Origin of the sequence: Klebsiella sp. G-Nf4 (assembly GCF_002810615.1) — a bacterium.
In the GTDB taxonomy this organism is placed as follows: domain Bacteria; phylum Pseudomonadota; class Gammaproteobacteria; order Enterobacterales; family Enterobacteriaceae; genus Klebsiella; species Klebsiella variicola.
Map to the genome: position 1 here is coordinate 157,446 of NZ_PION01000007.1, position 23,979 is coordinate 181,424.

Annotated in this window: 21 protein-coding genes, 6 tRNA genes and 1 other RNA gene; 11 read left to right on the forward strand and 17 right to left on the reverse strand. The window is 56.0% G+C overall.

The window, feature by feature from the left end; all coding sequences use genetic code 11:
- The first annotated feature begins 19 nt into the window (after positions 1-19).
- The gene (locus tag CWM57_RS15825; protein WP_100676063.1) at positions 20-946 is read left to right on the forward strand and encodes a LysR family transcriptional regulator; all 927 of its coding nucleotides are present in this window, start codon (positions 20-22) and stop codon (positions 944-946) included.
- Positions 947-1,030: 84 nt separating this feature from the next.
- Here the strand turns inward: CWM57_RS15825 and CWM57_RS15830 are convergent.
- The 5 genes from CWM57_RS15830 to CWM57_RS15850 all read right to left on the reverse strand — a co-directional run bounded on the left by CWM57_RS15830 (position 1,031) and on the right by CWM57_RS15850 (position 1,662).
- A non-coding RNA gene (locus CWM57_RS15830) (RtT sRNA) lies at positions 1,031-1,168 on the reverse strand.
- A 95-nt stretch (positions 1,169-1,263) separates the two neighbouring features.
- A tRNA-Lys gene (locus CWM57_RS15835) sits at positions 1,264-1,339 on the reverse strand.
- Positions 1,340-1,343: 4 nt separating this feature from the next.
- A tRNA-Val gene (locus CWM57_RS15840) sits at positions 1,344-1,419 on the reverse strand.
- Positions 1,420-1,465: 46 nt separating this feature from the next.
- Positions 1,466-1,541: transfer RNA gene (locus CWM57_RS15845), tRNA-Val, on the reverse strand.
- A gap of 45 nt (positions 1,542-1,586) precedes the next feature.
- Positions 1,587-1,662, reverse strand: a tRNA-Val gene (locus tag CWM57_RS15850).
- A 259-nt stretch (positions 1,663-1,921) separates the two neighbouring features.
- Here CWM57_RS15850 and gltX point away from each other — a divergent pair.
- Positions 1,922-3,340, forward strand: coding sequence for a glutamate--tRNA ligase (gene gltX / locus CWM57_RS15860; RefSeq protein ID WP_100631050.1), 1,419 nt, complete (start codon positions 1,922-1,924; stop codon positions 3,338-3,340).
- A 52-nt stretch (positions 3,341-3,392) separates the two neighbouring features.
- Here gltX and CWM57_RS15865 read toward each other — a convergent pair whose 3' ends face one another.
- Positions 3,393-3,785 (reverse strand): MerR family transcriptional regulator, encoded by a 393-nt coding sequence (locus CWM57_RS15865; protein ID WP_100631051.1) that lies wholly within the window; start codon positions 3,783-3,785, stop codon positions 3,393-3,395.
- 3 nt (positions 3,786-3,788) lie between these two features.
- Positions 3,789-4,142, reverse strand: a complete 354-nt coding sequence (locus CWM57_RS15870; protein WP_061153736.1) for a YfeC-like transcriptional regulator — start codon at positions 4,140-4,142, stop codon at positions 3,789-3,791.
- Between the two features lie 219 nt (positions 4,143-4,361).
- On the opposite strand from CWM57_RS15870, the gene CWM57_RS15875 reads away from it, so the two are divergent.
- The 3 genes from CWM57_RS15875 to CWM57_RS15885 all read left to right on the forward strand — a co-directional run bounded on the left by CWM57_RS15875 (position 4,362) and on the right by CWM57_RS15885 (position 6,935).
- Positions 4,362-4,437: transfer RNA gene (locus CWM57_RS15875), tRNA-Ala, on the forward strand.
- A gap of 41 nt (positions 4,438-4,478) precedes the next feature.
- A tRNA-Ala gene (locus tag CWM57_RS15880) sits at positions 4,479-4,554 on the forward strand.
- A gap of 209 nt (positions 4,555-4,763) precedes the next feature.
- A complete protein-coding gene (locus CWM57_RS15885; protein ID WP_064160739.1) occupies positions 4,764-6,935 on the forward strand; it encodes an EAL domain-containing protein in 2,172 nt (723 codons plus the stop codon).
- 47 nt (positions 6,936-6,982) lie between these two features.
- Here CWM57_RS15885 and nupC read toward each other — a convergent pair whose 3' ends face one another.
- Positions 6,983-8,185, reverse strand: coding sequence for a nucleoside permease NupC (gene nupC, locus CWM57_RS15890; RefSeq protein WP_012540950.1), 1,203 nt, complete (start codon positions 8,183-8,185; stop codon positions 6,983-6,985).
- A gap of 346 nt (positions 8,186-8,531) precedes the next feature.
- Here nupC and CWM57_RS15895 point away from each other — a divergent pair, with 346 nt between their 5' ends.
- A complete protein-coding gene (locus CWM57_RS15895; protein WP_061153738.1) occupies positions 8,532-9,773 on the forward strand; it encodes an Nramp family divalent metal transporter in 1,242 nt (413 codons plus the stop codon).
- A gap of 57 nt (positions 9,774-9,830) precedes the next feature.
- On the opposite strand, the gene CWM57_RS15900 is transcribed toward CWM57_RS15895, so the two are convergent.
- Complete coding sequence (locus CWM57_RS15900) at positions 9,831-10,187, reverse strand: DUF2502 domain-containing protein (RefSeq protein ID WP_074387909.1); 357 nt, start codon at positions 10,185-10,187, stop codon at positions 9,831-9,833.
- A gap of 130 nt (positions 10,188-10,317) precedes the next feature.
- On the reverse strand, positions 10,318-11,310 hold the full coding sequence (gene mgrA, locus CWM57_RS15905) for an L-glyceraldehyde 3-phosphate reductase (RefSeq protein WP_074387910.1): 993 nt from the start codon (positions 11,308-11,310) through the stop codon (positions 10,318-10,320).
- 180 nt (positions 11,311-11,490) lie between these two features.
- On the opposite strand from mgrA, the gene CWM57_RS15910 reads away from it, so the two are divergent.
- Complete coding sequence (locus CWM57_RS15910; RefSeq protein WP_100676064.1) at positions 11,491-13,152, forward strand: alpha-keto acid decarboxylase family protein; 1,662 nt, start codon at positions 11,491-11,493, stop codon at positions 13,150-13,152.
- On the opposite strand, the gene CWM57_RS15915 is transcribed toward CWM57_RS15910, so the two are convergent.
- Complete coding sequence (locus CWM57_RS15915; protein ID WP_100676065.1) at positions 13,149-14,384, reverse strand: ion channel protein; 1,236 nt, start codon at positions 14,382-14,384, stop codon at positions 13,149-13,151. The two genes, CWM57_RS15910 and CWM57_RS15915, sit on opposite strands and share 4 nt — an antisense overlap.
- Positions 14,385-14,647: 263 nt before the next feature.
- Here CWM57_RS15915 and glk point away from each other — a divergent pair, with 263 nt between their 5' ends.
- Complete coding sequence (gene glk, locus CWM57_RS15920; RefSeq protein ID WP_012540954.1) at positions 14,648-15,613, forward strand: glucokinase; 966 nt, start codon at positions 14,648-14,650, stop codon at positions 15,611-15,613.
- Positions 15,614-15,665: 52 nt separating this feature from the next.
- Here the strand turns inward: glk and CWM57_RS15925 are convergent, their stop codons facing one another.
- Together CWM57_RS15925 and CWM57_RS15930 are read right to left on the reverse strand one after the other, a co-directional pair.
- Complete coding sequence (locus CWM57_RS15925) at positions 15,666-16,403, reverse strand: LytR/AlgR family response regulator transcription factor (RefSeq protein WP_012967486.1); 738 nt, start codon at positions 16,401-16,403, stop codon at positions 15,666-15,668.
- Between the two features lie 11 nt (positions 16,404-16,414).
- Positions 16,415-18,112, reverse strand: a complete 1,698-nt coding sequence (locus CWM57_RS15930; protein ID WP_074387912.1) for a sensor histidine kinase — start codon at positions 18,110-18,112, stop codon at positions 16,415-16,417.
- Here CWM57_RS15930 and CWM57_RS27760 point away from each other — a divergent pair.
- Both CWM57_RS27760 and alaC read left to right on the forward strand, forming a co-directional pair.
- A complete protein-coding gene (locus tag CWM57_RS27760; protein ID WP_162677109.1) occupies positions 18,111-18,227 on the forward strand; it encodes a hypothetical protein in 117 nt (38 codons plus the stop codon). The two genes, CWM57_RS15930 and CWM57_RS27760, sit on opposite strands and share 2 nt — an antisense overlap.
- A 267-nt stretch (positions 18,228-18,494) precedes the next feature.
- Entirely contained in the window at positions 18,495-19,709 is a 1,215-nt protein-coding gene (alaC, locus tag CWM57_RS15940) for an alanine transaminase (RefSeq protein WP_008803894.1), read from the forward strand.
- Between the two features lie 70 nt (positions 19,710-19,779).
- Here the strand turns inward: alaC and ypdK are convergent, their stop codons facing one another.
- The 3 genes from ypdK to CWM57_RS15955 all read right to left on the reverse strand — a co-directional run bounded on the left by ypdK (position 19,780) and on the right by CWM57_RS15955 (position 21,841).
- Positions 19,780-19,851: a membrane protein YpdK gene (gene ypdK / locus CWM57_RS15945; RefSeq protein ID WP_099119320.1), complete on the reverse strand. Its 72-nt coding sequence runs from the start codon at positions 19,849-19,851 to the stop codon at positions 19,780-19,782.
- Between the two features lie 338 nt (positions 19,852-20,189).
- Positions 20,190-21,386 (reverse strand): cyanate transporter, encoded by a 1,197-nt coding sequence (locus tag CWM57_RS15950; RefSeq protein ID WP_100676066.1) that lies wholly within the window; start codon positions 21,384-21,386, stop codon positions 20,190-20,192.
- Positions 21,383-21,841, reverse strand: a complete 459-nt coding sequence (locus CWM57_RS15955) for a nucleoside deaminase (RefSeq protein WP_100676067.1) — start codon at positions 21,839-21,841, stop codon at positions 21,383-21,385. The genes CWM57_RS15950 and CWM57_RS15955 overlap by 4 nt, the downstream gene beginning before the upstream one ends.
- Before the next feature lie 132 nt (positions 21,842-21,973).
- On the opposite strand from CWM57_RS15955, the gene cynR reads away from it, so the two are divergent.
- Positions 21,974-22,882, forward strand: coding sequence for a transcriptional regulator CynR (cynR, locus tag CWM57_RS15960; protein ID WP_100676068.1), 909 nt, complete (start codon positions 21,974-21,976; stop codon positions 22,880-22,882).
- A gap of 30 nt (positions 22,883-22,912) precedes the next feature.
- Here cynR and CWM57_RS15965 read toward each other — a convergent pair whose 3' ends face one another.
- Positions 22,913-23,770, reverse strand: a complete 858-nt coding sequence (locus CWM57_RS15965; RefSeq protein WP_100676069.1) for a hypothetical protein — start codon at positions 23,768-23,770, stop codon at positions 22,913-22,915.
- Positions 23,771-23,979: the final 209 nt, after the last annotated feature.

Genomic DNA, 23,979 nt, shown 5'->3' on the forward strand with positions numbered 1-23,979 from the left:
CTATTCATGAATAAAAAAGATGAATTACTCTCTGCGTCAGTTAAAAGTATTCGTCACCGTCGCCCGGGCCAGAAGCTTCAGCCGGGCAGGGGAGATGATTGGCTTAAGTCAGTCGGCCGTCAGCCATAGCGTCAAGGAGCTGGAGCACCAGACCGGCGTCCGGCTACTCGACCGTACCACTCGCGAAGTCGTGCTTACCGAAGCGGGTCAGCAGCTGGCGGGGCGACTGGAGCGTTTGCTCGATGAGTTGACGATTACCCTGCGTGACGCCGGGCGCGTCGGCCAGCAGATGAGCGGTACCGTCAAGGTCGCCGCCAGTCAGACGATTTCCGCCCACCTGATTCCGCAGTGTATTGCTCACAGCAACCGTCGTTATCCTGATATCGATTTTGTGTTGCACGACCGGCCACAGCAGTGGGTGCTGGAGAGTATTCGCCATGGGGAAGTGGATTTCGGCATTGTGATTGACCCTGGCCCGGCGGCAGATCTGCAATGTGAAGTGGTCCTCGCGGAACCCTTTTTGCTGCTCTGCCGGGAGGATCATCCTTTTGCCAGCCTGACGGAGGTGCCGTGGCAAGCCCTGCAGGATGAGAGACTGATCCTGCAGGACTATGCCTCCGGCAGCCGTCCGCTGATTGATGCGGCCCTTAGCAGGCTGGCTATCCGGGCGAACATTGTGCAGGAGATTGGTCACCCGGCAACGCTGTTTCCGATGGTAGAATCGGGAATTGGCATCAGCGTTCTGCCGGCGCTGGCGCTGCCGTTACCGCAGGGGAACCATCTGACGGTGAAGCGGCTGACCCCGGTGATGGAGCGGCAGCTGATGCTGGCATGCCGGAAAAATCGCTCGCTGTCGACCGCCGCTCAGGCGTTATGGGAAATTGTGCGTGAAGAAGGGGCAAACTTAACCGCTGCGAGGGTGGAAGATCCGCTGTATCAGCGCTGACAGGGGGAGTGCTGCGGGGGGAACTCGCGGCAGGGCCGCAAACTGCGCATAGCAAAAAGGCGCCTTTAGGGCGCCTTTTTACATTGGTGGGTCGTGCAGGATGACTCGGCTTCGCCTCGCCCTTCGGGCCGTCGCCGCAAGCGGCTCCGTTGTCTCACTGCGTTCGACCCGAACCTGCGGCAGAGAAACTCGTCTCATCCTGAGACTCGCCCTGCGGGCCAACGCTGCCGCGTTGTTCAAAATTGTTCCCGACAATTTTGTCGAATCGTTGAGTTCGGCGCATAGCAAAAAGGCGCCTTTAGGGCGCCTTTTTACATTGGTGGGTCGTGCAGGATTCGAACCTGCGACCAATTGATTAAAAGTCAACTGCTCTACCAACTGAGCTAACGACCCGAAGTGGTGGGTGATGACGGGATCGAACCGCCGACCCCCTCCTTGTAAGGGAGGTGCTCTCCCAGCTGAGCTAATCACCCACTTCGGTACTTCACATTTTGACAGAAAATCCAGCTGGCGAGAAAGTGGTGGGTGATGACGGGATCGAACCGCCGACCCCCTCCTTGTAAGGGAGGTGCTCTCCCAGCTGAGCTAATCACCCACTTCTCAATTTTCTGTTCTACACGGCGGAGACTACGTTAAGTAGTGGTGGGTGATGACGGGATCGAACCGCCGACCCCCTCCTTGTAAGGGAGGTGCTCTCCCAGCTGAGCTAATCACCCCCGCTGTGTGGAGTCGCATTATAGGGAGAGTTGAAAATGAGTCAACGCCTTTTCTAAAGAATTCGTTCGTTCGTCGTAAAATTAAACAAAGCGATCGCAAAACCGGCGGCATAGCATGATTTATAAACAAAAATGGCAAACCGTGACGTTCCGACGGGAACAACATTGAGGAATCAGCCCACGGTGTTAGAATATTGACCCATAATTTCCACCGGACATTGCCGGCTATCGGCATCTTTATTAAACGTAAGGCCAATTCATGAAAATCAAAACTCGCTTCGCGCCAAGCCCAACAGGCTATCTGCACGTTGGCGGTGCGCGTACTGCTCTCTATTCCTGGCTTTTTGCTCGTAACCACGGCGGTGAGTTTGTGCTGCGTATTGAAGACACCGATCTTGAACGCTCCACCCCGGAAGCAATTGAAGCCATCATGGATGGCATGAACTGGCTGAATCTGGAATGGGATGAAGGCCCGTATTTCCAGACCAAACGTTTCGATCGTTATAACAACGTGATTGATGAGATGCTGGAAGCCGGCACCGCCTATAAATGCTATTGCTCGAAGGAGCGTCTGGAAGCGCTGCGCGAAGAGCAAATGGCGAACGGTGAGAAGCCGCGTTACGATGGCCGCTGCCGCCATAGTCACGAGCATCATACTGATGATGAGCCGTGTGTCGTGCGTTTCGCCAACCCGCAGGAAGGATCGGTTATTTTTGACGACCAGATCCGCGGACCGATTGAGTTCAGCAACCAGGAGCTGGACGATCTGATCATTCGCCGTACCGATGGCTCCCCGACCTACAACTTCTGCGTCGTAGTGGATGACTGGGATATGGCGATCACCCACGTGATCCGTGGTGAAGATCATATCAACAACACGCCGCGCCAGATCAACATCCTCAAAGCGCTGAATGCGCCGGTGCCGGTTTACGCGCACGTGTCGATGATCAACGGTGATGACGGTAAAAAACTGTCCAAACGCCACGGCGCAGTGAGCGTGATGCAGTATCGTGACGACGGTTATCTGCCGGAAGCGCTGCTTAACTATCTGGTACGTCTGGGCTGGTCCCATGGCGATCAGGAGATCTTCACCCGTGAAGAGATGATCGAGTTCTTCTCGCTGGGCGCAGTCAGCAAATCTGCGAGTGCGTTCAATACCGACAAACTGCTGTGGCTGAACCATCACTACATCAATACGCTGCCGGCGGAATACGTGGCGACGCATCTGCAGTGGCACATCGAGCAGGAAAATATCGATACCCGTAATGGCCCACAGCTGGCCGAGCTGGTAAAACTGCTGGGCGAGCGTTGCAAAACGCTGAAAGAGATTGCTCAGAGCTGCCGCTACTTCTATGAAGAGTTCGCTGAGTTCGACGCCGATGCGGCGAAGAAACATCTGCGTCCGGTGGCGCGTCAGCCGCTGGAAGTGGTTCGCGACAAGCTGGCGGCGATCGGCGACTGGACAGCGGAGAACGTCCATCACGCGATTCAGGCAACCGCTGATGAGCTGGAAGTCGGCATGGGTAAAGTCGGTATGCCGCTGCGCGTGGCGGTTACCGGGGCAGGGCAGTCTCCTGCGCTTGATGTCACCGTCCACGCTATCGGTAAATCCCGTAGCGTTGAGCGTATCAACAAAGCGCTGGCTTTTATCGCTGAACGTGAAGGTCAGGCGTCCTGATTGGGACGTGGATGAAACAACGGCAGGTTACTCCTGCCGTTTTTTTTGTCTGTTACGCCGGGCTGGTGATGCCGAGGCGGGCAAGAAAGCCGCTAATCCCTTCCCGGGCCAGCAGATCGCGAAGCTGCAGCTGTTCGGCCGGGGTCATCAGTTGCAGGGTTTCCGTGATTTGCCGCCAGACCACGTCAGCCTCATTGACCAGATACGCGCCTGGCGATTCCGCCAAATGATTGTCGGTAAACAGATGGCGCCTGGCAGGCGCATTGGTCAGAAATTCGAGCACTGGTTTGTCGATGACCACCAGTCGCGCGCGTCCTCCTTTGACGCCGGGTATCGCTTCCGTGCGCCATTTTTGCTGGCGAACCCAGCGATTGATCGTTTGTCTGGCGAGTCCCAGGCAGTCGGCGAGCTCTGCGGGTGTCATTTTATCTTTCAGTTTCATCATGGTTTACCGATCGCGGAGCCCTAACCGAAGCAGTAATCCGGTGATCCCTTCGCGTAGCAACAGCGACATAAGCTGCTTCTGCTCGCTGGGAGTGAGCTCTTTGCTAAGGGTCAGCAGCAGCGATTCCAGATCGCTGTCGTGGGTAGAATAGGCGCCCGGTGTCTCTGCCACGCGCTGAGCGCTGCGGATAAACTCCCTGACTTGCTCATTGACATGGACCAGCCGCGCTTTGCCACCCTGGACGCCAGGCCGCGGAGAGGTTTGCCATCCTTCTTTCCGCACCCACTTATTGATGGTTTGCCGGCTGTAGCCGGTCAGATGGGCGATTTCTTCAGGTGTCATTCGTTCCTTGAGCATACTATTTCCTGAGTAAATGTATGGGAATTAGCTGCCCATGTTATAGCATCCTTTTACGTGAAAAAGTGACCTGTTTAACTTCTGGCTGCGATAAGGCTCGCAATGTCAGCGAGTTGCCTGCTTTTTCAGCGATTGAATAGTGAAGGATAATTTTGCCGTTGACACCTGAGCGAGGAATTCATATTATGCCGCCCGTCAACACGACACGCTTTACGTTACGGGGCTATAGCTCAGCTGGGAGAGCGCTTGCATGGCATGCAAGAGGTCAGCGGTTCGATCCCGCTTAGCTCCACCAAATTCTGCACCCAGCAGATTTGGTTCGTAAAGAGGTCCTGTGGGGCTATAGCTCAGCTGGGAGAGCGCTTGCATGGCATGCAAGAGGTCAGCGGTTCGATCCCGCTTAGCTCCACCAAAATTCAGAACCCTCGCCTCGGCGGGGTTTTTTGTTTTTAGCTGTTTTCATGTAAAGCACTTTCTGGTTAAGTCAGTTAATCTCCAGCTATTAAAATCGAAAGTAATTTCAGACTTTTTCCTGATAATTCACCTTGCCTGCCCTAAATAAGCAACATAACATTTCCCCCATTAAACGTAATGAGGTTGCCGGAGTTTTAATTAACAATAATGCTTGATAAAATTAACATTAATATCAAAAAAACTCTGTTGGCCTTTCTCGTCAGTTTAGTCGCTATTCCGCTGGCTCGTTTTATTTCACCGCAAACGGTTATTGATGGCAATCTTATTTATATTGCCTGGCTGCCAATCAGCGTGATGTTTTCTGTTATTTTTATCTTTGGCCGCTATGCGATCGCACCATTAATTCTCGCGTTTGCCATTACCAATAGCTTTCTCATTGAATTAACGCTGTCACAGGCGCTTATTCTGCTCTTTTGTCAGCTGTTTGCTGTGTTTGTCTCCTGCGCTGTTTTACGCCTGATGGTGGGCAAGCGCTGGCGGTGTGGCCCCACGGCGAAACATATGGGGGCGCGGATCTTCTGGGGCGGCTTCTTCGCGCCGGTGCTGTTGAAAATCACCATGTACCTTGCCGGGCAATATTTTGCGTTTCCATTATCTATTACCAGTTACTTTGGTAGTATGCCGTTGATTTATACCGTAATAGATATCCAAAGTTTAATCAGCGCGGCATTAATTTTTACGACGTTTCTTTATTATCCAATGCGGATGATTATCAGTCCGCACTATGCCCGACGTTTCTGGCGTCAGGAATGTTTACCATGGCTGGCACCCAAACATCGTTCTTTTACCCTATATTGGTTTATCTCGCTGGCGCTTTTATTAACTTTACTGTGTGCGCCGTATCAGTCTGAATTTATTGCCGGTTATTTAGTTCCGGTGATATTTATTGTCTACTTTATCGGGATTAGCCGGATTGGTCATGCGCTGCTGCGTATTTCATGGTCTGTCTCAGCCTTTTTGCTGGTGGTGTATAATAAAAACTTTCTCCAGGGCGTCCAGAGCGAGTATTCATTATCCTTTGTGCTGTCAGTCCTGATCTCCTTCACTATCTGTTTGTTTTATATGGCAGACACCTATGCCCGCAGCGATCGCAATAAACGCCGCTGGCGTAGCCAGGCGGAAGAGGATCCGCTGACGGGCTTACCTAATCTGCGCGCGCTGGTGAGCCATTTACAGAGCAGTCCTCTGCAGGCTATCTGCAGCTTGCGTATCGATAATCTCGATTTTCTTAGCCGACATTATGGGCTAATGATGGGCGTGGACTGTAAACGGCAAATCATCCGGGCGCTTCAGCCGCTGTTGGGGGCAACGGATAAAGTCTTCCAGGTTCCCGGCAGCGAATTGATCCTCGTGCTTGACGGGCCGGACCCTGCGGCGCGGCTAAACCATATGGTCGCCATCCTCAACCACAAAAAGTTCAGCTGGCATAATCAGCCGCTGGATCTTGAGTTTGGCGCGGCATGGAGCCGTGATGACGGTCAGGGTGAGACGCTGCACCAGATGCTGGGCCAGCTCAGCTGGCTTTCCGAACAGGCGGGCAGTGAACGCCGGGTACTGGCGTTGGATGAGGAGCAGGAACTGGTGGTGGATCAAACCACCGAGCAGGTACGCCTCCTGATGCGCGTCAAGCAGGTTCTCAAAGAGCGGGCGCTGGTGCTCTATGCGCAACCGATTCAAAACGCGGAGGGGGAGGGCTATCATGAGATCCTCACGCGCATGCGCTGTGGTGACGGCGTCATTATGCCGGATCAGTTTATTCCGCTGATTGTGCAGTTTAACCTCAGCCAGCGTTTTGACATGCTGGTGCTGGAGACCCTGTTCAGTTCGCTCCATCAGCATCCCGGCCAGCGGTTCTCGGTCAATCTGCTGCCTTCAACCCTGATGCAAAAAGACAGCGCAGCGCAGATTATCGCGCTGTTTCAACGCTATCGCATTTCGCCAGATCTTATCACCATTGAGGTGACCGAAGAGCAGGCCTTCTCCAATGCCGACACCAGCCAGCAAAATCTCGAAGCGCTGCGCGCGTTTGGCTGCGCTATCGCCATTGATGACTTTGGCACCGGTTATGCGAACTATGAACGACTGAAGCATCTGCAGGCCGATATCATTAAGATTGACGGCTGCTTCGTCCGCGACATTCTGACGGACCCGCTGGATGCCATCATGGTGAAATCAATTGTCGAGATGGCGCGGGCGAAACAGATGAGCGTGGTGGCGGAATACGTCGAAAGCGAACCGCAAAAAGCGCGCTTGCTGGAACTGGGCGTGAATTATCTGCAGGGTTACCTGGTCGGTAAGCCTCAGCCGTTGGGCGAATGACGGGTAAAAAAAGCCGGGCATTGCCCGGCTCAGATGACTGGCGCCTGTTACAGAACCAGTGCCGCAATCGAAGCGGACAGCACGCTAACCAGCGTGGAGCCGTAGACCAGCTTCAGACCGAAGCGAGAAACCACGTTGCCCTGTTCTTCGTTCAAACCTTTGATCGCCCCGGCGATGATGCCGATAGACGAGAAGTTGGCGAAGGAGACCAGAAAGATAGAGATAATGCCTTCCGCGCGCGGAGAAAGCGTCGAGGCGATTTTCTGCAGATCCATCATGGCGACGAATTCGTTGGAGACCAGCTTGGTGGCCATAATACTGCCCACTTGCAGCGCTTCGCTTGCCGGCACACCCATCACCCAGGCAACCGGGTAGAAGATATAGCCGAGGATCCCCTGGAAGGAGATGCTGTAGCCGAACCAGCCGGTCACGGTGGCGAACAGGGCGTTCAGCGCCGAGATCAGCGCGATGAAGCCGATCAGCATCGCCGCCACAATAATCGCGACTTTAAAGCCCGCCAGAATGTACTCGCCCAGCATTTCGAAGAAGCTCTGACCTTCGTGCAGATTCGACATCTGCAGATTTTCTTCGCTCTCTTCCACGCGGTAAGGGTTAATCAATGACAGAACGATAAAGGTGCTGAACATGTTGAGCACCAGCGCCGCGACGACATACTTCGGCTGCAGCATGGTCATGTACGCGCCTACGATGGACATCGACACGGTGGACATCGCCGTCGCCGCCATGGTGTACATGCGGTTGCGCGACATTTTGCCGAGAATATCTTTATAGGCGATGAAGTTTTCCGACTGACCGAGGATCAGCGAGCTCACGGCGTTGAAGGACTCCAGCTTGCCCATACCGTTGATTTTCGACAGGACGGTACCGATGGCGCGGATGACAATCGGCAGGATACGAATATGCTGCAAAATACCGATCAACGCGGAAATGAAGACGATAGGGCACAGAACCTTAAGGAAGAAGAAGGCCAGACCTTTATCGTTCATGCTGCCGAACACGAAGTTTGTCCCTTCGTTGGCAAATCCGAGAAGTTTTTCAAACATCTCAGAGAAGCCTTTCACAAAACCCAGACCAATATCGGAGTTCAGGAAGAACCAGGCCAGCAGGACTTCGATGACAAGCAGTTGAACAACATAACGAATACGGATCTTTTTACGGTCGTGACTGACCAACAGGGCCAGTATAGCCACCACAACGATCGCGAGGACAAAATGCAAGACGCGGTCCATAGTTGCTCCAAATATGAGGCAGGTTAAATTTCCGTGCACATTCTATGCAACGGCTTTAAAGAAAACGAGATCAATTGCACACTATTGCAAGGAACTGTGACCAATGGCAAAAATAGTGATCAAACATCCACTTTTGTTATGTTACGTAAAGGTTTTAAAAGTTGCATTCTTGTACTACTCTTAGTACTGGGCACGCTCGCGTGTTCTAACGCCCGTTTTTCATTTCCGGCCAGCTATTGTTCCCGCCTATCACAGCAATCATTATCTCCATTTTAAATGAACTTGATAATCATTCGCATTTTGATAGCATGAAACATAGCAAAGGCTATATTTCCAGAGGCAGAAGATGACTAGCAGTCGCGTTGAGAATAGCAGTAGTCGCGCCGCGCGCAAGGTGAAGCTCGCCCTCATGGGGCCCGCTTTCGTCGCTGCCATTGGCTATATCGATCCCGGTAATTTCGCCACTAACATTCAGGCTGGCGCCAGCTTTGGCTATCAGCTGCTGTGGGTCGTGGTATGGGCCAACCTGATGGCGATGCTGATCCAGGTGCTCTCTGCCAAACTGGGCATTGCCACCGGCAAAAATCTGGCCGAGCAGATCCGTGACCATTACCCGCGCCCGGTGGTGTGGTTCTATTGGGTGCAGGCGGAAATCATTGCGATGGCCACCGACCTGGCTGAATTTATCGGCGCCGCGATTGGCTTTAAGCTAGTACTGGGCGTGTCGCTTCTGCAGGGGGCGGTGCTGACCGGGGTGGCGACCTTCCTGATCCTGATGCTGCAGCGGCGCGGGCAAAAACCGCTGGAGAAGGTGATTGGCGGGCTGCTGTTGTTTGTCGCTGTGGCCTATGTCGTGGAGTTGATCTTTTCTCAGCCCGCGCTGGCCCCCCTGACAAAAGGGCTGGTGATCCCTACGCTGCCCAACGGCGAGGCGGTATTCTTAGCCGCCGGGGTACTGGGGGCGACCATTATGCCGCACGTTATCTACTTACATTCCTCGCTTACCCAGCATCTGCACGGCGGTACGCGGAAAGAACGCTATAACGCGACCCGCTGGGATGTGGCGATCGCCATGACCATTGCCGGGTTCGTCAACCTGGCGATGATGGCGACCGCCGCGGCGGCATTCCATTTCAACGGCCATACCGGCGTCGCCGATCTCGATCAGGCTTACAGAACGCTGGAGCCACTGCTGAGCCACGCGGCGGCGACCATCTTTGGTCTGAGCCTGGTCGCTGCAGGTTTATCATCGACGGTAGTGGGTACCCTGGCAGGGCAGGTTGTGATGCAGGGGTTTATCCGTTTTCATATCCCGCTGTGGTTTCGTCGGGCGGTCACCATGCTGCCGTCGTTTGTGGTGATCCTGCTGGGGCTGGATCCTACGCGTATCCTGGTGATGAGTCAGGTGCTGCTGAGTTTTGGTATTGCGCTTGCCCTGGTGCCGCTGCTGATATTCACCAACGATGCGAAACTCATGGGGGATTTGGTGAACACTCGCTGGGTGAGAGGCACTGGCTGGGCAATTGTCGCTATTGTCGTGAGCCTGAACGGCTGGTTAATCGTGGGATCGCTGCTCGGCGTGGCGTAGTTCATTACCCATGCTGGATAACGTTAAGGGGAGCCAATGGGCTCCCCTTTAAGTCTGCTAGTGATGGCCATGTCCATGCCCACGTCCGCCCGGGCCTCGTCCCCAGCCGCCGCCGCGGTGGTCGTCGCGGTCGCTCCAGCCAGCACGATAGCCGCGCTCCCAGGCTTTATCTTTGCCCTTGTCCCAGCCGCGGTGCCAGCCGTTGTCATGACGATGCCAACGGTTATCACGCCATTCATAGTGACGACGCCAGTAATCACGGTCGCGCCAGCCGCCACCGTCCCAGTAGTTACCGTAATTGTCACGATCGCCAATTTGTAATTTTATCGATGGCAGCAGGGTGATTTCACCAGCGTTAGCAACTAGTGGCGCTGCGGCCAGCAGTACTGCTGCCAGAATCAGTGACCTGAACATACTCTTCTCCTTCACGATCGGGGCCGTAAGCGGCCTGATAACCTGATATTACGGGCCGGTAAAGACCCGCCGCATCGGACGAACTCCGAAAGCGCAGAAAAGAGCACGTTTTGCTAAAGTAACATTTGCTTTACAGCGCAAGGATGGCATCGATGGCCGCGCATTCCTCGGCGCTGAAGTGACGATTCTGCAGCATCCCGACAGCATCATCCAGCTGCGTGGTTTTGCTGGCGCCGATCAGCACGGAGGTCACTTTCTCCTCGCGCAGTACCCAGGCCAGCGCCATCTGCGACAGCTTCTGCCCGCGCTCTTCCGCCATCGTATTTAGCTGACGAATTTTTTCTAATCGGGCGGCGGTCAGTTGCTCCGGCTGCAGAAAACGACTGCTGCTGGCGGCGCGAGAGTCGGCCGGGATACCGTTCAGATAGCGATCGGTAAGCTGTCCGCCGGCCAGCGGTGAAAACGCTATACTTCCCACCCCTTCCGTCTGCAGAAAATCCAGCAGCCCCTCTTCCGCACTGCGTTCGAACATTGAGTAGCGGGGCTGGTGAATGACGCAGGGCGTACCGAGGTCGTTAAGGATCTTCACCGCTTCCTGCGCCTGGGCCAGCGGATAGTTGGAGATCCCGACGTAAAGCGCTTTCCCCTGGCGTACAAGGTGATCGAGCGCACGCATCGTTTCCGTCAGGGGGGTCTGTGGGTCCGGACGGTGATGATAAAAAATATCGACATACTCCAGCCCCATGCGTTGCAGGCTCTGGTTAAGACTGGCCACCAGATATTTACGTGAACCCCAGTCGCCGTAAGGGCCGTCCCACATGGTGTAGCCCGCTTTGGTGGAGATGATTAACTCATCGCGATAGGGCAGGAGCGCCTCTTTCAGAATGCGGCCAAAATTGCTCTCTGCTGAACCCGGCGGCGGCCCATAGTTGTTGGCCAGGTCGAAATGAGTGATGCCAAGGTCAAACGCGTGCAGGAGCATCTGCCGGCTGGTCTCCACTCGCGTTTCGTCGCCAAAGTTGTGCCACAGGCCGAGAGAAATCGCCGGGAGCTGAAGGCCGCTGCGACCGCAGCGACGATATTCCATCGTTTGATATCGCGTGGTGCTTGCCTGGTAAACCATTCTTCCTCCGCAGATAAAACAGGGTGTGTATACGTTTACACTAATCAATGTTCTGCATGGAGTACACTGCTTTTTGGGCGTAACTATTGCTTTACACCGGCTTTATCGTCCCCCTTCTGGACAGGCGGATCGCTTATTCAATACTCAAATTACACCTGCACCAAAATGAGGATAATGGACATGCAACCGACCTACACTATTGGGGATTATCTGCTGGATCGCCTCGTCGACTGCGGTATTGACCGCTTGTTCGGCGTGCCGGGAGATTACAACTTACAGTTTCTCGATCGCGTCATCGCGCACAGCGCATTAGGCTGGGTCGGCTGCGCCAACGAGCTGAATGCGGCCTATGCCGCTGACGGATATGCGCGCATCAAAGGGGCCGGTGCGCTGCTGACCACCTACGGCGTCGGTGAACTGAGCGCGCTGAACGGCATTGCGGGTAGCTATGCGGAACATATTCCGGTATTGCATATCGTCGGCGCGCCCTCTACCGGCGCCCAGCAGCGCGGCGAACTGTTGCACCATACCCTCGGCGATGGCGATTTTCGCCATTTCGCCCGCATGAGCGAGCAGATCACCTGCAGCCAGGCGCTGCTGACCGCCGGCAATGCCTGCCATGAAATCGACCGTGTTCTGCGCGATATGCTGACGCATCATCGGCCCGGCTATCTGATGCTGCCGGCCGATGTCGCCAGAGCGGCAGCGATTGCCCCGGCCCAGCGCTTGCTGGTGGAGGCCGCGACGGCGGATGAAAACCAGCTCGCGGGGTTCCGCGAACATGCCAGCCGCCTGCTGCGGGGCAGCCGACGCATTTCTCTGCTGGCGGATTTCCTGGCGCAACGCTATGGCCTGCAGAACACGCTCCGGGAGTGGGTGGCGAAAACCCCCATCGCCCATGCCACCATGCTAATGGGCAAGGGGTTGTTCGATGAGCAGCAGCGCGGGTTTGTCGGGACCTACAGCGGGATCGCCAGCGCCCCACAGACCCGGGAGGCGATTGAAAACGCCGACGCCATCATCTGCATTGGCACGCGCTTCACCGACACTATCACCGCGGGATTCACCCAGCATCTGGCGCGGGAGAAGACCATAGAGATCCAGCCCTTCGCCGTCAGGGTTGGCGACCACTGGTTCAGCGGCGTGCCGATGGATCAAGCTCTGGCTGCATTAATGACGCTTTCCGCCCCGCTGGCGGCGGAGTGGGCGGCGCCTCAGGTCGTGGCGCCGGAAGTGGAAGAGGAGGCCGAAGGCGAGTTAACCCAGAAGAATTTCTGGTCGACGGTGCAGGATGCGCTGCGCCCCGGCGATATTATCCTCGCCGATCAGGGGACGGCGGCGTTTGGCATCGCGGCGCTGAAGCTACCGTCAGAGGCGTCGCTGATCGTCCAGCCGCTGTGGGGGTCGATTGGTTTTACCCTCCCGGCCGCCTATGGCGCGCAAACCGCGGCGGCAGAGCGGCGGGTGGTGCTGATCGTCGGCGATGGCGCCGCCCAACTGACGATTCAGGAGATGGGCTCTATGCTTCGCGATAAGCAAAAACCGCTTATTCTGTTGCTGAATAACGAAGGGTATACCGTGGAGCGGGCGATTCACGGCCCTGAGCAGCGCTACAATGACATCGCCCTGTGGGACTGGCAGCGACTGCCGGAAGCCTTTGCCCCGGACGTTGTTTCTCGCTGCTGGCGGGTCACGCACACGGCTGAGTTACGGGAAGCGATGGCGGAAAGCATCACCTCCGATACCCTTACCCTGGTCGAAGTGATGCTACCGAAAATGGATATCCCCGATTTCCTGCGTGTGGTGACGCAGGCGCTGGAGGAGCGAAACAGCCGCGTTTAGTCGGTATGGCGTTTGGCAATCATCAACGGCCTCCCGGCCAGCAGCAGCCAGGCCGGGAGCATCACAATGCACAGCAGCGGTAGCAGCGTCGTATCCGGGACCACCACGGCGGCCATAAACAGGCTAAGCCAGCCGTCGCGGGTGACGACCAGCACCATGCCGAGAATGGCGCAGGAGACGGTGATCGCCGCTGGCACTGCATCCACGTGGGCATGCAGCATCAGCCCCAGCGCCACCCCGACGAAGACCGCCGGGAAAATCCGCCCACCGCGGAAACCGCTGGCGGAGGCGAGCACCAGGGCAGCCAGTTTGACCAGCGCGATGAGCAGAAAATCCGCGGCGGTTAGCGTCTGGCTGAAAGCCAGCTGCTGCATCTCATCCAGCCCCTTAAACAGCGTTAAGGGACCGCCAATAGTCCCCAGGATCCCCAGCAGCAGCCCGCCGATGCCCAGCGTCAGGATAGGATTTTTCAAACGATGCATCAGGGCGTGCAGGCGCGGCAGACACCAGACGGCCACCATACCGACGGCGATAGCAATCAGGGCGACGATCATGCCGCTGATGATATCGACGAAGCGCATCTGGCCATAATGGGGGATCGGCAGCGTGAAATGCGGGTGGAAAAACAGCCCGGTCGTCAGCGCGCCCGCGGCGGCGGCAAGCAGCGGCGCAAAAAGACGATCCCACAGCGGCGACTCGTTGCTGCTGTTGAGGGTTTGCGAAAAAATCAGCGCGGCGGCCACCGGGGTGCCGAAGAGGGCGCCGATGGTGCCTGAGGCCGCGAGGATGGTCCAGTCCAGCGAGCTGACGCGCGGAAACAGCCGTGAACCGACGGCGACGGCCAGCGCAATATTCACCACCATAATCGGATGCTCCGGGCCGAGGCTGACGCCGCCGGCAAGGCCGAGGATCAGCGCGGCCAGCAGCCCGGGCAGCGCGCCGGTGGCAATGGGGGCGCCAATGAGCGATTCAGTGGCCGGATCCGGCCCGGCGTGTCCCGGGCTGTAGCGGACGACCAGGCCCACGGCGATCCCTGTCGCCGTGAGCATGGCGATAATCCATAGCGGGCTGTCAGCGCTCATCCCCAACTGGGTGGGCAGATTGCTCCACAGCACGCGCTGTAGCAGCGCGGCAACCTTCATCGCGCCGATCAGGATCAGACTGCAGGCGATACCTATCAGGATGGCCGGCACCGACAGGATCAGCATTGTTCTGGCGCGAGGATGGAGCATGAAAATGTCCTTGTCAAAGTTCTGAAGCACTACTTTGCCTTCGTCGGTAGGGGCCGTCGATGCAAATGGTGCTGAAACGATAAAGTTAAGGCGGCGTCTGATATCCGAGGCGTCGTTTACAGACTACCTTGCATAGATTACAAACTAAATGTGACCTGTGTCGCTAAACAAGGGGCGTCTGCGCGTTGGACGTTGTTGTTAAGCCGCCATGAATTTACAGTGTGCCAAAAGAATTATTTTGACTTTAGCGGAGCCGTAACGGAATGACAAAATTTGCTTTAGTAGGAGATGTCGGGGGGACCAACGCCCGCCTGGCGCTATGTGATCTGGCGAGCGGAGAGATCTCTCGTGCTAAGACCTATTCCGGGCTCGATTATCCCAGTCTGGAGGCGGTGGTGCGCGTCTATCTGGAGGAGCACCAGGTGACCGTCAACGAAGGCTGCATCGCCATTGCCTGCCCGATCACCGGCGACTGGGTAGCGATGACCAACCATACCTGGGCCTTCTCCATCGCTGAAATGAAGCGCAACCTTGGCTTTGCCCATCTGGAGATAATTAACGATTTTACCGCCGTTTCCATGGCCATCCCGATGCTGAAAGCCGAGCACCTCATTCAGTTTGGCGGCAGCGCTCCGGTAGCGGGCAAACCGATCGCCGTTTATGGCGCCGGAACCGGGCTTGGCGTGGCGCATCTGGTGCACGTTGACAAGCGCTGGGTCAGCCTGCCGGGCGAAGGCGGTCATGTCGATTTTGCGCCGAACAGCGAAGAAGAGGGGATTATTCTGGAGGAGCTGCGCGCCGAGCTGGGGCATGTTTCCGCAGAACGCGTGCTCTCGGGTCCCGGACTGGTCAATTTGTACCGCGCGATTGTGAAATCTGATGGCCGCCTGCCGGAAAACCTGCAGCCGCGCGAGGTCACCGAGCGAGCGCTGGCGGACAGTTGTACCGACTGTCGCCGGGCGCTATCGCTGTTCTGCGTCATTATGGGCCGCTTCGGCGGAAACCTGGCGCTGACTCTCGGGACCTTTGGCGGCGTGTATATCGCCGGGGGCATCGTGCCGCGCTTCCTGGAGTTCTTTAAAGCCTCCGGCTTCCGCGGCGGTTTTGAAGACAAAGGCCGTTTCAAAGCTTATGTTCAGGATATTCCGGTTTACCTGATCGTCCATGAAAACCCGGGCCTGCTGGGCTCCGGCGCGCATCTGCGTCAGACGCTGGGCCAGGTGTTATAAGCGCATCCCTCCCGGGCTACCGTCGTAGCCCGGATGGCGGGACTTCCCGCCTCTACAGATTCATCAGCTGGCGAAACTCTTTCACTTTACTGCGGCTCACCGGCACCTGAAATTCAAGGTCGCGCAGGCGCAGCACATAGGTATTGTTAAACCACGGCTCAATTTCGCGGATCTTGCTCAGATTCACGCAGTACGAGCGGTGGCAGCGAAAGAAATGTGCGGTGGGCAGTTTGCTGCAGAATTCGGTGATGTTCATCGGCATGACGAATGACTCCCGGCGGGTATAGACGAACGTCATCTTTTCATGCGCCTCAGCATAATAAATATCATGGATGCTAGTGACGATTATTCGTTCATCTTTTATCAGATTGATGGTGTCGTTTTCTCGTGGCGCCGCGCTGGTCGCTCCCGCAGCGACGTTATTTTGCTGCTGCCAGGCGGCGGTTAGCTTTTGTAGCATATTGATGATGCGTGACTCCTGGTAGGGCTTCAGGATGTAGTCAAACGCCTCCAGCTCAAAGGCTTCCACGGCGTGCTCTTTCCACGCGGTGATAAAGACGATAAAAGGCTTATGGGCAAACTGGCTGATGTTTTGCGCCAGCAAAACCCCGTCCAGCGACGGAATATTGATATCGAGAAAAATGGCATCGACCTTGTTGTGCTGGAGAAATTTCAGCACGTCCAGGCCGTCGTCAAAGCTGCCGACGATCTCCATCTGGCTGTGGGTGTTGATAAGCCAGGAGAGCTCCTGCTGAGCCAGAAACTCATCTTCCACAATAATAACTTTCATCTTTTCTCCGCTCATGACAACAGAGACTCCGTCAGCGCCTGCGGCGTGTGGTGATTGGGGACATAAAAGGCGATTTCTGTTCCTGGCGTCAGGGTGCGGATATGCAACCCCTCGCCGTAGAGGAGCTTCACCCGGTGATGAACGTTAAGCAGGCCGATTTTATTTCCCGGCATTTCGTCGGCTTCCACGCGAGCGACGACGGCGGGATCGATGCCGTTGCCGGTGTCGCGAACGCTGATGCGTACCCGATTTCCGCACTCGTTAATGCCGATCGTCACCACCCCCTTGCCTTTACAGGGCTGGATACCATGAACGATGGCATTCTCCACCAGCGGCTGGATAAGCAGGCTCGGGATCACGCAGCTGACGTCGTCGTCAATATCATAGATGACCGTCAGCTTGTCGCCGAATCGCGCCTGTTCAATGGCGATATAATCTTTGATCTGATACAGCTCTCGTTTGATATCAATCTGCTCATCGTCTTTTAATTCGATGTTATAGCGCAGATAGCGCGACAGATTAAAAATGAGCTGGCGCGCGGTGTCCGGATTAAGGCGAATCGAGGAGGAGATCGCGTTCAGCGCATTAAATAAAAAATGCGGGTTAATCTTGCTTTGCAGGGCGCGCAGCTCCGCTTTATTGGCCATCTCCCGCAGCTGTTCGGCGCGGGAGACCTCCAGCTGGGTGGAGATAATTTGCGACAGGCCAATCGCCATCTCCTGCAGTGTCGAGGTGATGCGATGGGCGTGGCAGTAATAAATTTTTAGCGTGCCGGTCACCACGCCTTTTTCCCACAGCGGAATGACCATCAAGGAGTGGATCTCCGGCGTGCGGTGGGCTTCATCATTGTTTTTTATGATGATTTTCCCATAACGAATCGCTTGCCGGGTGGTAGGGCTGATGACATCGTCGTGGTGTTGATAGTTGGCTTCCCCCACGCCGACGTAGGCCAGTACGTGTTCGGTATTAGTGATCGCCACCGCGTCGGCGGTAATGTCGCGGCGGATAATCTCGCATACCTGGCGCAAAGAATCGCTGTTAACATGACGAAACAGCGGCAGGGTTTTGTTGGCGATATCGAGCGCCAGTTTTGCCTGCCGCGCCGCGCTGGCCTCCTTTTCCCCTTCCACGCTCTGTACCAGCAGCACGATAAAACCTATGCAGACGCTGCCGAGGATCATCGGGATACCAATTTTAGAGACGATATCCAGGCCGAGGTTCAGGGAAGGTGCCCAGACCACTACCAGGATCATGGTCAGGGTCTCACACACCATGCCGGCCAGAATACCGATTTTCCACCGTTGATCGCGGGCCACTTTACGGTTAATCAATCCTGACAGCAGGCCTGCGACAATGCTGGTGATAAAGCAGGGCACGGCGGTGACGCCATCGATATCAATCAGGTAGCGGTGTACGCCGGCAATTACCCCGACAATTGCCCCTACCCACGGACCAAACAGGATCCCGCCAGCCATGACGGCGATAATGCGCACATTCACCAGCGAACCTTCCACCGGGACGCCGGACCAGGTGCTGAACAGGGCGAACAGCGAGAAAATGGCGGTCACGGCCAGCAGCTCTTTCGGCGTATGGGCCGACTTATGCAACAGTTCGCGGAACAGGCGCAGGCGAATGAGGAAAAACAGGCAAATAAGCATCAGGGCCGCACGATCATAGACCGCCAGCATCATCGTAAAAATTTCGTGCATGGGTGCGCCGCGTCAGTGGCCAGAAAAGAACATGATAAAAAACCTGACGGCAGAAGACCAGCCGCAGAAATATAATGAGGAAAAGGCATGCTTTTTAAAGGGGATTAATGGGTGAGTACCGCGATAGCCGCAGTCTTGCCTTTTAACGAAAAATATCTGTGATAAGAAAGATATCAATGTGTTATCACACTTATGCAACTCTGAATTATTCCGGCGACTCACAGCCGCATTTACTGCGGTCGATACCCGTTTTTTTCGCCAGAGAATATTTTTCATCATGCCTCTCGACAACATGATTTTTTTCAGGTTATTTTCTAAACGAGCCGCAACAGCGGCAGCGTCGCTCGGACGGTCCGGGCGCTAACGTTAATTAGAGGAACCTATGGCTGAATCCAGTCCTGAACGCCGTTTTACGCGTATCGATCGTCTCCCCCCGTACGTTTTTAATATTACTGCTGAACTGAAAATGGCTGCGCGCCGGCGCGGCGAAGATATTATTGATTTCAGCATGGGCAATCCCGATGGCGCGACGCCGCCGCATATCGTGGAAAAACTTTGCACCGTTGCTCAACGGCCTGACACCCATGGTTACTCTACCTCGCGGGGGATCCCGCGCCTGCGTCGCGCCATTTCACGCTGGTATGAAGAACGCTATAACGTTGACATCGATCCGGAATCGGAAGCGATCGTCACCATTGGTTCGAAAGAGGGGCTGGCACACCTGATGCTGGCGACTCTGGATCATGGCGACACGGTGCTGGTGCCAAACCCCAGCTATCCGATTCACATCTATGGCGCGGTGATTGCCGGGGCGCAGGTGCGCTCGGTGCCGCTGGTGGAAGGGGTGGATTTCTTTAACGAGCTGGAACGTGCCATCCGCGAGAGCTATCCGAAGCCGAAGATGATGATCCTTGGCTTTCCCTCGAATCCGACCGCGCAGTGCGTCGAGCTGGACTTCTTTGAAAAGGTCGTCGCCCTGGCGAAGCAGTATGACATCCTGGTCGTCCACGATCTGGCCTATGCCGATATCGTGTATGACGGCTGGAAAGCGCCCTCCATCATGCAGGTGCCCGGCGCGCGTGATGTCGCCGTCGAGTTCTTTACCCTGTCGAAAAGCTATAACATGGCCGGCTGGCGCATTGGCTTTATGGTCGGCAATAAGACCCTGGTGAATGCCCTCGCTCGCATCAAAAGCTATCACGACTATGGCACGTTCACGCCGCTGCAGGTGGCGGCGATCGCTGCCCTTGAGGGCGATCAGCAGTGCGTGCGTGAAATCGCCGAGCAATATAAGCGCCGTCGCGATGTGCTGGTGAAAGGGCTCCACGAAGCCGGCTGGATGGTGGAGTGTCCGAAAGCGTCCATGTACGTCTGGGCGAAAATACCGGAACCTTACGCCGCCATGGGCTCGCTGGAGTTTGCGAAAAAGTTGCTTAATGAAGCGAAGGTCTGCGTCTCGCCGGGGATAGGCTTTGGCGACTATGGCGATACTCACGTCCGCTTCGCGCTGATTGAAAACCGGGACCGTACGCGCCAGGCAATCCGCGGCATCAAGGCGATGTTCCGCGCAGATGGTTTGCTGCCCGCCGCGAGCTAGCGCTTCGGCGAATACGCCATAACAAAAACGGGAGCCAGTGGGCTCCCGTTTTTTTTGACACCGCTGCAGTCTAGATCATCAGGGCAAAAGTACCGGCCCAAACGATGACCATAAAAGAGAGGCCCATAAAGAAGTATTTCACGATTCATCACTCCACGCGCTTATGCGACGTTCAAATGAATTAATTGTTCTGTTTTTCCTGAGCTGTCGCGGGTGAAAAATCACGCTGCGGCAGCTCGCAATTCTGTGCGCTTTGTGCTCCAGATGGCGCTAATGTACGCCTAAAAAATGAGGGAAACAAGGGGCATTTTTTTATTAATTTTTAGTTACTTACGAGTGTCGTGATTCGGCGACACATTAATTTCACTCGGTAATAAATTTCACGCCAGCGACGCTGTCAAAACGGATTTTGGCGATGGGCAAAATGGAGGACGGCCAGCGAGGGCGCGCGCAAATTCTTTGCCACGCGCCGCCGCCGATTTAATGCTGGCCAGAGGCGCGCGGCCGCCACTCGGCCGGGTAGTGAGCCGGGATAAAGCGCAGTGTGAGCGCCATGAGTAGCAGGACGCAGAGCGCATGCCAGGACCAGTCAAGCGTGTAGTTCCCGCTCAGGCTACGCAACAGGCCGGAAAGCCAGGGGGAGAGGCCTGCGATGATAAATCCGATACCCTGCATAAACGCCACCAGCCGGCCGGCTACCGCCGGTTGTCCGGCGTGATCCAGCGCCAGCACCAGGCACAGGGGAAAGGCGCCACCCAGACCCACTCCGCAGGCGATGGCCCACAGCGCTGGGACGTGCTGCGGCAGCCAGATGAAGCCGCAGAAGCCAATGAGCTGTAGCGCCAGAGCGAACAGCAGAAGCTGGCGTCGATCATCCTGACGAGCCAGTGCTGGTAGCAGTAGCGCCCCCGCGGTTTGCCCAACGGTCAGCAGCGCCAGCAGCGAGCCGCTGTACTGGGCGCTGTCGCCAAGCTGGATATAGTAGGGCGGCAGCCAGGCGATCAGACTGGCGTAGCCGGCATTAATCAGTCCGAAATAGAGTCCCAGCGTCCAGGCGCGGCGCTGGCCAATAATCGCGACCCGGGGGGAAGCGCTGGTCTGATGCGGTGCGCGGGGCAATTGCCGGCAAATCGCCAGCCAGCCGAGCAGGGCCAGCAGGGCAGGGAGCGCCCACCAGGCCAGTGCCTGGTGCCAGGCCGCACTGTGCGACGCCAGCCACGGCGTGAACGCGGCGCCTAACCCGCCGCCGCCCATCAGCGCCGCCGACCATAGTCCCATCACCAGCGGCGTACGCCGGGCGAACAGACGCTTAATCACCGCCGGGATGGCGGCCTGAATAATGCCGATGCCAATTCCCCCCGCAAGGGCGCTGCTGAGCAGCAAACCACTATGTGGGGCGATTTCCCGCAGCAGGGCGCCCGCCGCGATAATCAGCAGGCTCAGCGCAATGCTGCGGTTTTGACCGACAGTGCGATCGACCCAGCCAGCGGCCAGCGCCAGCACGCCCATCGCGATGACCGGCAGGGCGGTGAGAAGCGCGGCCAGGGTATAGCTCATCCCGCTAGCGGCGCGGATATCAGGCAGCAAGGGGCCTATCGAGGTGAGCAGCGGACGCATGTTTATCCCGATGAGTACCAGGACACACAGCATTAGATTCTGTCGCCGCATGGGTTTCATGGCTGCTGTTCAGCCCAGCGCTGATAAAGTGCCGGCCCCTCCGGCTGCGGGCAGTGGTGGATCGGCAGCGTCTGCCGGGACAGCGGCTGCTGCAGCTGCTGATAAATCGCGGCGGTCGAGAGCTGAAAGGGTTCGCCATCCTGATTACTGTTGGCGAAAAATACTTCCCGCACGCCGGTTAGATAGAGTGCGCTCAGGCACATAGGACAAGGTTGCCCGCTGGCATAGATGACGCATTCGCGCAGCACCGCGCTTCCCAGTCTGGCGGCAAGATCGCGAACGGCGTTCAGTTCGGCATGCGCCGTTGGGTCACCGTTCAGATGAAAAGTATTGACGCCTTCGGCGACAATCTCATCATGCCGCACCAGCAAGGCGCCGAAGGGGCGGCCACCGTCAGCGATGTTTTGGTTTGCCAGCGCTAATGCGCGCTGGAGATAGCGATCGTGAGCGGACATAGTCACTCCTGCACAAGATGATGTTGATGGTGGAAAACGCAGAGGATGGTAGCCAGAGGGTACGTATCTTATTTCATAAGTTAAAAGACTTATTTATGATGAACCCTATTTGAATTACTTATAGGTAAGCAGATGCTCCTGCGCCATCTTTCCTATTTTATCGCCGTGGCAGAACATCGTGGATTTACCCGCGCCGCCGCGGCGCTCCATGTCTCCCAGCCTGCGCTGTCACAGCAGATCCGCCAGCTGGAAGCGATGCTGGAGGTTCAGCTCTTCGACCGCTCTGGTCGTTATACCCGCCTGACCGATGCCGGAGAGATCTGGCTGGAGTATGCCCGCCGCGCGTTACGCGATCTTGAGGAGGGGCGGCGCGCCCTGCATGACACAGAAGATCTGCAGCGTGGTAAACTCCGCATCGCCATGACGCCGACCTTTACCACTTACATGCTGGGGGCGCTGGTGGAGGCGTACTATCGACGCTACCCCGGAGTGAAATTGCTTATCCAGGAGATGAACCAGGAGCGGATGGAAACGATGCTCCTGGAGGATGAACTGGATGTGGGAATTGCCTTTGACGAGAGCCTCTCGCGGGATATTGTGGTTCAGCCGCTGCTGACGGAAACCCTCGCGCTGGTGGTGAGCCGCGCGCATCCGCTGGCTCATGAGAGCCACCTGCAGCTACAGGCTCTCGACGCGCAGCCCCTGATCCTGCTGAGCAGCGAGTTTGCCACCCGGGAGCAGATCGACCGCTATTGTCGCCGTCATCGGCTCGAACCTGACGTGCGGATGGAGGCGAATTCGATCGGCGCCGTGCTAACGGTTATTCGCGGCACGCCGCTCGCGACGCTACTGCCGGCGGCGATCGCCGGACAGTATGATGACCTCGTGGCTATTGAGCTTAAACCCGCGCTGCTGCAGCGAACGGCCTGTTTGCTCCAGCGCCAGGGGGCGTGGCAGAGCGCTGCGGCGCGCGAATTCATCGCGCTGGCGCGGGAGATAGCGGTAACGCTTGAGCTGGAAAACCGCCAGGCCCCTGCATGAGGACCTGCGTCACTTGCCGGCGAGCCTGGACTAACGATCGGCTTCGCTGAGGATATCGGCCTCATCGGGCAGGGTATTCTCCCGGAGCATGCCCTCTTCTTTGAGCCTTTCCAGTACGTGATGAAAGAGCTGAGTCTTATCTGGCTCGGCCATATTCTGCAACTTCTCATTAAATACGGTATGGGACTGAATAAGATAATGGATAAATTCCAGCAACACCTCATTTTGCGGCAGGACGGTTAATTCCTGATGGATGTAACTGGTTTGTTCCAGCAGCGAATTTTTTGTCACGTCCATAGGCCGGGCGCTAATACTGTGAGCATATATTTTCTCAATGGCCTGGCTGGTGATATAGATGCGGCTCAATGATATAGCAGTGTATTCGTCTTCATCCGGAATGAAATGACAATAGACAAACGGTTTGTCGGGCAGCATCATGCTGAGTCTGTTTTCGTTAAGAATATCATCAGGCGCCTCCAGCAGCGCCATTAAATTCCGACAATGTGGGTGCCAAAGTCCGGAGGCGGACACTTTTACGTTAAACTGCGTCACCGTATTTCCGCGTAATGTTTCCATCATCGGAATATCGCCATCAAGCCGCAGAATGCTGCGGATATGGGAGTGGGGTGACCAGATAGTCTCCACAGCCTCGGCGGCAAGCGGATTCAGCGCGGCGGTCACGTCTTTTTCCTGGTGAGAAAGGACGGCTATTTTTAAGGTTCCCCGCGTCGGGTTGAGTTTCAGACAGAGATTGATCGCGCCAATATCATGCCAGTGAAGAATGTCTTCAAGTTCGCAGTTTAATAATTTTTGCGCCCGGGCAAGAGAGCAATACTCCATTGGCGGTAAATTATTTAGCTTCCAGATGTTCCGTTCTGTTATATTCATAAAGATTGTATGTCGATGAAAATAAATTGTCATGGTCAGCAACAGTGAGCCGATTACAATGATTTATTCTTTCCGCTGACGTCCTTTAGCTGATTAATGAAATCCATTCACATTGAGAATAATATATCGATAAATTGACTACTGTTATTGTTCTGCCAGGTATTTACTTTATCCCGTTATCTTATCATCTCTTATTCGTAGAGAAAAAT

Excerpts from the sequence above, each read along its gene's own strand:
- CWM57_RS15825 (WP_100676063.1), top strand. The coding sequence starts at position 20 with ATGAATTACTCTCTGCGTCAGTTAAAAGTATTCGTCACCGTCGCCCGG.
- gltX (WP_100631050.1), top strand. The coding sequence starts at position 1,922 with ATGAAAATCAAAACTCGCTTCGCGCCAAGCCCAACAGGCTATCTGCAC.
- CWM57_RS15865 (WP_100631051.1), bottom strand. The coding sequence starts at position 3,785 with ATGATGAAACTGAAAGATAAAATGACACCCGCAGAGCTCGCCGACTGC.
- CWM57_RS15870 (WP_061153736.1), bottom strand. The coding sequence starts at position 4,142 with ATGCTCAAGGAACGAATGACACCTGAAGAAATCGCCCATCTGACCGGC.
- CWM57_RS15885 (WP_064160739.1), top strand. The coding sequence starts at position 4,764 with ATGCTTGATAAAATTAACATTAATATCAAAAAAACTCTGTTGGCCTTT.
- nupC (WP_012540950.1), bottom strand. The coding sequence starts at position 8,185 with ATGGACCGCGTCTTGCATTTTGTCCTCGCGATCGTTGTGGTGGCTATA.
- CWM57_RS15895 (WP_061153738.1), top strand. The coding sequence starts at position 8,532 with ATGACTAGCAGTCGCGTTGAGAATAGCAGTAGTCGCGCCGCGCGCAAG.
- CWM57_RS15900 (WP_074387909.1), bottom strand. The coding sequence starts at position 10,187 with ATGTTCAGGTCACTGATTCTGGCAGCAGTACTGCTGGCCGCAGCGCCA.
- mgrA (WP_074387910.1), bottom strand. The coding sequence starts at position 11,310 with ATGGTTTACCAGGCAAGCACCACGCGATATCAAACGATGGAATATCGT.
- CWM57_RS15910 (WP_100676064.1), top strand. The coding sequence starts at position 11,491 with ATGCAACCGACCTACACTATTGGGGATTATCTGCTGGATCGCCTCGTC.
- CWM57_RS15915 (WP_100676065.1), bottom strand. The coding sequence starts at position 14,384 with ATGCTCCATCCTCGCGCCAGAACAATGCTGATCCTGTCGGTGCCGGCC.
- glk (WP_012540954.1), top strand. The coding sequence starts at position 14,648 with ATGACAAAATTTGCTTTAGTAGGAGATGTCGGGGGGACCAACGCCCGC.
- CWM57_RS15925 (WP_012967486.1), bottom strand. The coding sequence starts at position 16,403 with ATGAAAGTTATTATTGTGGAAGATGAGTTTCTGGCTCAGCAGGAGCTC.
- CWM57_RS27760 (WP_162677109.1), top strand. The coding sequence starts at position 18,111 with ATGGGTGCGCCGCGTCAGTGGCCAGAAAAGAACATGATAAAAAACCTG.
- CWM57_RS15930 (WP_074387912.1), bottom strand. The coding sequence starts at position 18,112 with ATGCACGAAATTTTTACGATGATGCTGGCGGTCTATGATCGTGCGGCC.
- alaC (WP_008803894.1), top strand. The coding sequence starts at position 18,495 with ATGGCTGAATCCAGTCCTGAACGCCGTTTTACGCGTATCGATCGTCTC.
- CWM57_RS15950 (WP_100676066.1), bottom strand. The coding sequence starts at position 21,386 with ATGAAACCCATGCGGCGACAGAATCTAATGCTGTGTGTCCTGGTACTC.
- CWM57_RS15955 (WP_100676067.1), bottom strand. The coding sequence starts at position 21,841 with ATGTCCGCTCACGATCGCTATCTCCAGCGCGCATTAGCGCTGGCAAAC.
- cynR (WP_100676068.1), top strand. The coding sequence starts at position 21,974 with ATGCTCCTGCGCCATCTTTCCTATTTTATCGCCGTGGCAGAACATCGT.
- CWM57_RS15965 (WP_100676069.1), bottom strand. The coding sequence starts at position 23,770 with ATGAATATAACAGAACGGAACATCTGGAAGCTAAATAATTTACCGCCA.